Annotated in this window: 6 protein-coding genes and 1 pseudogene; 2 read left to right on the top strand and 5 right to left on the bottom strand. The window is 39.4% G+C overall.

Features of this window, described 5'->3' with window-relative positions:
• The 5 genes from BWI97_RS27525 to BWI97_RS28790 form a co-directional block, all read right to left on the bottom strand.
• Positions 1–142, bottom strand: a 142-nt coding sequence (locus BWI97_RS27525; protein ID WP_158242881.1) for a recombinase family protein, incomplete at its 3' end; no start/stop codon positions are given.
• A gap of 1111 nt (positions 143–1253) precedes the next feature.
• On the bottom strand, positions 1254–1466 hold the full coding sequence (locus BWI97_RS29415; RefSeq protein ID WP_102203453.1) for a sensor histidine kinase KdpD: 213 nt from the start codon (positions 1464–1466) through the stop codon (positions 1254–1256).
• 15 nt (positions 1467–1481) lie between these two features.
• Positions 1482–2072 carry a sensor histidine kinase KdpD gene (locus BWI97_RS26580; protein WP_158242880.1) on the bottom strand — a complete coding sequence of 197 codons (591 nt, stop codon included), beginning with the start codon at positions 2070–2072 and terminating at the stop codon, positions 1482–1484.
• 48 nt (positions 2073–2120) lie between these two features.
• Positions 2121–2846 carry a hypothetical protein gene (locus tag BWI97_RS26575; protein WP_233208079.1) on the bottom strand — a complete coding sequence of 242 codons (726 nt, stop codon included), beginning with the start codon at positions 2844–2846 and terminating at the stop codon, positions 2121–2123.
• Complete coding sequence (locus tag BWI97_RS28790; RefSeq protein WP_233208078.1) at positions 2773–3075, bottom strand: hypothetical protein; 303 nt, start codon at positions 3073–3075, stop codon at positions 2773–2775. Before BWI97_RS28790 ends, BWI97_RS26575 begins: the two co-directional genes overlap by 74 nt.
• An 867-nt stretch (positions 3076–3942) precedes the next feature.
• Between BWI97_RS28790 and BWI97_RS26560 the strand changes: the two are divergent.
• Both BWI97_RS26560 and BWI97_RS26555 read left to right on the top strand, forming a co-directional pair.
• Positions 3943–4673 (top strand): annotated as a pseudogene (locus BWI97_RS26560) (SDR family oxidoreductase).
• Positions 4674–5229: 556 nt separating this feature from the next.
• Positions 5230–5744 (top strand): hypothetical protein (locus tag BWI97_RS26555; RefSeq protein WP_158242879.1); only part of this gene is annotated, 515 nt, incomplete at its 3' end.

The raw sequence follows: 5744 nt of genomic DNA, 5'->3' as shown, positions 1-5744 counted from the left end.
CGATGTCGGTGAAGCTCTGGAGTACTTCTCCTTTTGACGCGACGAAACGTTCGACTGCCTGTCGCTGGGCCTCGAGCCCCAGCCCCGATCTTCCCTGCTTAACGGTAGAGACCCGATAATAAGCGACAAAACATTGACTCATGAATAGACCGTACTAATGAAAGTATACAACTACAAAATAAGTTAATACTTACAAAGCTTAAAGGATTTAATGTATAAATACTATATCAGATGTATTGATGGTGCTAATGTTTATATAATAAAATCTGATGATTGAGTTCAAATTACAAAACTTAAAGGGTCGTTTGTAAAATGTTATAGATGTAGCTATGGCTTCTTCCTATTGGGCTATTGCTATTGTATGGAAGTTTATTGAATCTTGAATCACTTCAAAAATGACACGGTAAAAAGTAGGCTCCCAAGAAATGTGCAGAGCAGATGACTAATAAAAGATATTTTGAAGACGTATTTGGGTTCAGACCAGTCTTTTTGTTTGCTAAGCTTTACTATCACACAACTCACTAACATAAATCCTACAGAGAAAAGGCATCCGGATAATGAATATCCAGCAAATCGCCTTATAAAAATGAGCAGCAAGCCATCTTCTTGGGTCATCCTTTGAACAGTTTCCTTAGAACCAAGAAAAAATACTCCTGCAGAAAAGAAGTGAAATACGCAGCTCAAGGAAATATAGGTCATATAAAATGAATCAAAAAGAACCGCTTTTGAATTCCATTTAGGTTTAATATTCTGATTCATTGATTGTTGCATAAGTGCTTATATGTTGAATTGATTCAAACCTAAGTTAGTTATTGCAATTAAACGATCGTTTTCTGTATTCTGCCAAACATTTCATTTTTATCGATACCCGATGGGTGAAATCATTACAAATTGGCTTTTACGAAATCAAATTACAATTAATTAAACTTGAGCTGATTTTTTTTGTAAAGCTGAAAGGTTTTATCTCCAGTTGATAGGCGTTAAGTAAAACCCTTAATAATTTATTGACATTAGATTGTTTAACTTGTATTTATTATAACTACAACAAAATGTGCAGTTTGTGAAAGATTATAAACCGGGATAACGTATCTTTTTCTTCATACTATTGATTCAACGGCCTTTAGTCTCGTATGAAAAAAGTAAGTAAGCTCGTATGAAGATAATCTCAAACTGGAAAGGACCATGTCATTGTAGTTTTCCTGTAAAAGGTAATGACAGAGAGAAACCAGGAACTAACCTCAATAATTGATAAACTATAAGAAGGGAAGTTCTACATAAAACGTACTGCCCACTCCCGGACTGCTCTCTGCCCAGATTTTACCACCGTGTGCCTCTACAATCTGTTTGCAAATTGATAAACCGAGGCCAAAAGTCTGTTCTCCCGCAGTACCCACTCGCTTGGCGGTTGTGAAATCATTGAAAATAGTCGTTCGTATATCTGCTGGAATTCCTATGCCCTGGTCCATGATGGATAAACCGTACTATATTTTTTTATGCTGGATGTTGATACGAATAGATTGGTTAGTGTACGAAAATTTTATAGCATTGGTTACTAAATTACTGACTACCCGCCAAATTTTTTCGCGATCTAATGAGATTAAAACAGGTTCGAAAGTAAATGCAATGGTTTGACTCTTTTCTGCTGCTTTATGGCTCAACATATCCACGCAGGACTGAACGACTTCTTCAAATGAAACAGATTCTTTTTTAAGGGATATACCTCCGGAATTGTTATATAAAATTTCAGAAATCAAGGAAAGTGCTTTGCTAGATGATTCCTGAATAATGGTTAGAATTTGCTTTTGATGATCAGAAGGTTGTTGTTCTACAAATAATAATTGAGAAGCTGAACTCATCGCTCCGATGGGATTCCTTAGATCGTGGGCAATTAATTTTAGAAATTTTTGATTTTGCTCCTGAGCTCTTTCCAAAGCCTGTACGGTATCTTCTAAAACAATATTTTTTTGTGCAATTACCTGATTGAAGGAAATCAATGTTGCGATATTTTTACGGGTATTACGTGCGTTTTTCCAAACCAGGAGCGTGATAATGGCTAAGGATAAAGCTACCAAAATGGTTAAGCCCAGAATTACATTTTGTTGCTTTTGTTTTTCTTCGGATTAAACGTATCTTGGTGCTGCTGTTCTATTTGGGCTAATATTTGACCAACGTTCGGTTTTGTTTTCCGCTCTGGCTGCTAAGGTATGTTTGTATTGCATTTCTGCATATTCCAGAAGTTGTTCACTGGCTTCCCTGTAACGTTGCTTTCCAGATAAAACTCTACTGTAAAAGCGTTGCCAATAACTGAAAATTTCCGGATTAGGCTTGTGTTTCAGACCTTTTTTAATAATAGCCAATTCATGCGAAGCTTTATCGTATTGCTTTGTGTTTATGTATAATTTACTTAGGGCAATTCGTGTAGCTTGAGAATTATCAAAAGCATATGCCGTTTTGTCGCCCTCGGTTAGGCATTGTTTAAAAATAAGCTCAGCCTTTGCCGAATTATTGGCTAAAGCGTACGCTTCCGCCTGATTACTCATCACTACAATGCGGGAATAATCTATAAAATCTTTGTGTTCAGGAAAATACTTCTGACTGGAGTTGATAAAATCTAACGCTTTCTGATAGTAAAATTGGGCACTGTCTAACTTATTGAGATACATATAACTTACACCAATGTTATCTAAGCAACCTTGCTTTTCGATAAACATTAATTCAAAATCAGCAGAGTCCTGACAGTAGGAAAGTTCTTCATACTCTTTTTTCCAAAAATCAAATGGCCTGATAATAATTGCCTTCCTTGTAAGATACATTCGCAATACGACTGGAATAACGACTGTATTCACAAACTTCATTCAACTCGGTTAGGACAAGTTTTCCATCGTAGTAACTTCGGTAGGCATTCGAGTAATCTCGCTTGGCTAGTAAATCATCTCCTTTCAAAAGTAAAGCCTTCGCATATTCTTTCGGATACTTTTTTTGTAAAGTAGTGGGAGAAAGTAAGTGGATAATACTATCCGTATAAAAACTCGAAATAGTTGCGTGTACAGAATCTCGTTGACTCAACGAACGCATGTGCGAATAGTAGGTGGTTTGATCAATAGTACTTACAAAAGGAAGGGTATGGAAAAGAGAATCATATGTATGTACAGCCTTATTAAAACCTATGGTATTGAACTGATGATCAATCGAGTAATACCATGTATGCATTTGTTTGGAATGATCTCCTTCGTTAGAAAAAGTACAGCTACAGGTAATGAAAGTCAAAAAGAAGAACGCAGGGGTAAAATTAGTTAACAGTTTACGTAGTATATGCAAAATAATATAAGGAATCATGCTATAAATAACAAATAATATTGGATAGTTTTTTACAAAGTAATCAAATTACCTTATAGCTGACTCATGTTTGATTAATAATATTGAATCATAGGTATTTATGCTTATTTTAATATTAGTATTTGTGCTTAATTTTCGATACTTGCTTTAATTTAGAAGGTTTTAGAGTAGCATCGATGAATTCAATACTCAAAAAATGTAAAAATAACTATGGCACGTTTTATTACCTTACAAGCTATTTTATATAAATGTCTTTACTTTAACTATTTACTGAAATAGAATCCTATAAATAGTTAACTTATTAAATCACTAATAAGCTATAAATCCAATAAAAGAATACAGGTTTTAAAAACAGTGTATCGAGGACTTATTCCTGATAGTATTTTGCAAATAAAATGGGAAGTATAGAATAAGAAAGGCCATATCCAAGTCAATACCTAGTGAAGCTTAGGTAAACAAAAGTGAGACTGATCGTTTGGATCCGTTGACCAGAATTGTTGTCAGAATAACTTTTTTAGGCAAATAGGACTTATATAGTCAAACAGTCTTGTACTCAAAAATCCCTGTATTCTCAAAACACCGGGTTATTGGATTATTTAGTTAACGATGAATCTTACTCAGCAAACCATTCTCATTACCGGAGCTACCTCTGGCATCGGCCTACACCTGGCTGGCAGACTCCACCAAATGGGCAACCAGGTGATTGCCTGCGGCCGTAACCAGCAACAACTTGATCAGTTAGCGGCTGAACACGCGGGAATAAGTACCTACTTAGGCGATATCACGACGAACAGCAGCGTCAGGAGCTGGCGGATTGGGCAACGACTCATTATCCAACGCTGAATATCGTGATCAATAATGCGGGGATCATGCAGCAAGTGGATCTTACGCAGCCGATCGATCCAGCGAAAGTCATGACCGAGCTGGTAACCAATCTTTTAGCTCCCATTCACCTGGGTGGGCTGTTCGTTAAGCACCTCCAGGAGCAGTCAGTAGCTGCTCTGGTCAACGTAAGCTCTGGGTTGGCGTTTACGCCTCTGGCAAGCGTGCCGGTGTACTGTGCCACGAAAGCTGCGATGCATTCATTTAGTGTTTCGCAGCGTCACCAGCTACGGGATACATCCGTACGGGTATTCGAAATCATTCCCCCAGCCGTAGGTACTAATCTGGGGCACCAGGACAATTATGACAACAGCAAGGACCAGTTGATGCCCATGGACGACTTCATTAACGCTGTAATAGATGCCCTACAGACGGATACCTACGAAGCCGCCATTGGTGCAGCGGAGTACCTGCGTCAGCAACGGGACGCTGTATTCAGCCAGATCAATCCGTAGGTAATCAGGGGACAAGGATTGTAAAGAGACCGTATTCAGAAGAGGTTGTAACAGATCTGTGTCACCATAGAGCCTGTTCTATGGGGACATAATTTCCTGATATTTAGAATACTCGATGACTTTGTTAGTGGGGCAGTAGTTTGATGCGGTAAGGTTCTACCCGACTCTACGATCAGATCACACGAATCCTGGTTAATAACGTCTACTCTGGCCTGTACTCGAAATTTCCCGGTAGAAACGAGTCGGGTAGTGGCAGCCATTATACTTTGTACACAAAAAGGTCTTAAAGGTATGGCTCTGTAAAATCGTTAGATTTTCCAGCTCAACATTCTGGTTTCAAGAAGATAAGGCACGGTATAAATAGAATATTTCCGCTGAGCTGATTATTCTTTTCTAATGGAAAATCGATAACTTTTTCATTCCAAACGGGTTATCCGATTAACGCCTAAGTATTCTTGCTCTGTTGATGTTATCTGCTAATATCCCCCCCTCCATCCTTTTAGCTTTGAACGCTGCCAAACTAGGAACATGGCATTGGGATTCGAGTACTAAAATCTTGCATGCTGATGCGTATGCTCAGCAGTTATTGGGTATTTCAGCCCAAGCCGATGGTCAGATGTTCCTTAAATGCTTCCAGCCCAGTTCTCAGAATCAGGTGTACTCGCTCTTCGAGCAGGCTTCACGGGAGGCGTTGGAAGTTGACTTTACTGTTCAAAGGAGTGGGGAGGCCGGTCAGTGGGTTCGTTTGTGGGGAAGCTCCGGGCGGGAGGACGAAAGCGTAGTACTTCGGGGCGTCGCTCAGGCCGTTGCTCCACCGGCTGATCTGACTCGTCCGGATCCGTTACAGTCATTCTTTGAACTGTTCGATGATTCTTTGGTGGGCCTGGCTTTGCTCGATGGAAAAGAGCTTACGTACCTTCGGGTCAATGCCTGCTATGCGGCATTGAAAGGCAAGACGGCGGAAGAACTTCTGGGGAAGTCATTCCCGAGAACCCTGCCCCAGGGGGAAGACCTTGAGAAAAGCTTACGGCAGGGCCTTTCTTCCGGGGTGGCTCTGCGGGTCAAGGAAGT

Origin of the sequence: Siphonobacter sp. BAB-5405, from assembly GCF_002872335.1 — a bacterium.
Classification (GTDB): Bacteria; Bacteroidota; Bacteroidia; order Cytophagales; family Spirosomataceae; genus Siphonobacter.
This window is presented reverse-complemented; position numbering and strand designations above follow the sequence as displayed.

Bases quoted from the DNA above. Each gene is read 5' to 3' on its own strand.
- BWI97_RS29415 (WP_102203453.1), bottom strand. From the start codon at position 1,466: ATGGACCAGGGCATAGGAATTCCAGCAGATATACGAACGACTATTTTC.
- BWI97_RS28790 (WP_233208078.1), bottom strand. From the start codon at position 3,075: ATGCGTTCGTTGAGTCAACGAGATTCTGTACACGCAACTATTTCGAGT.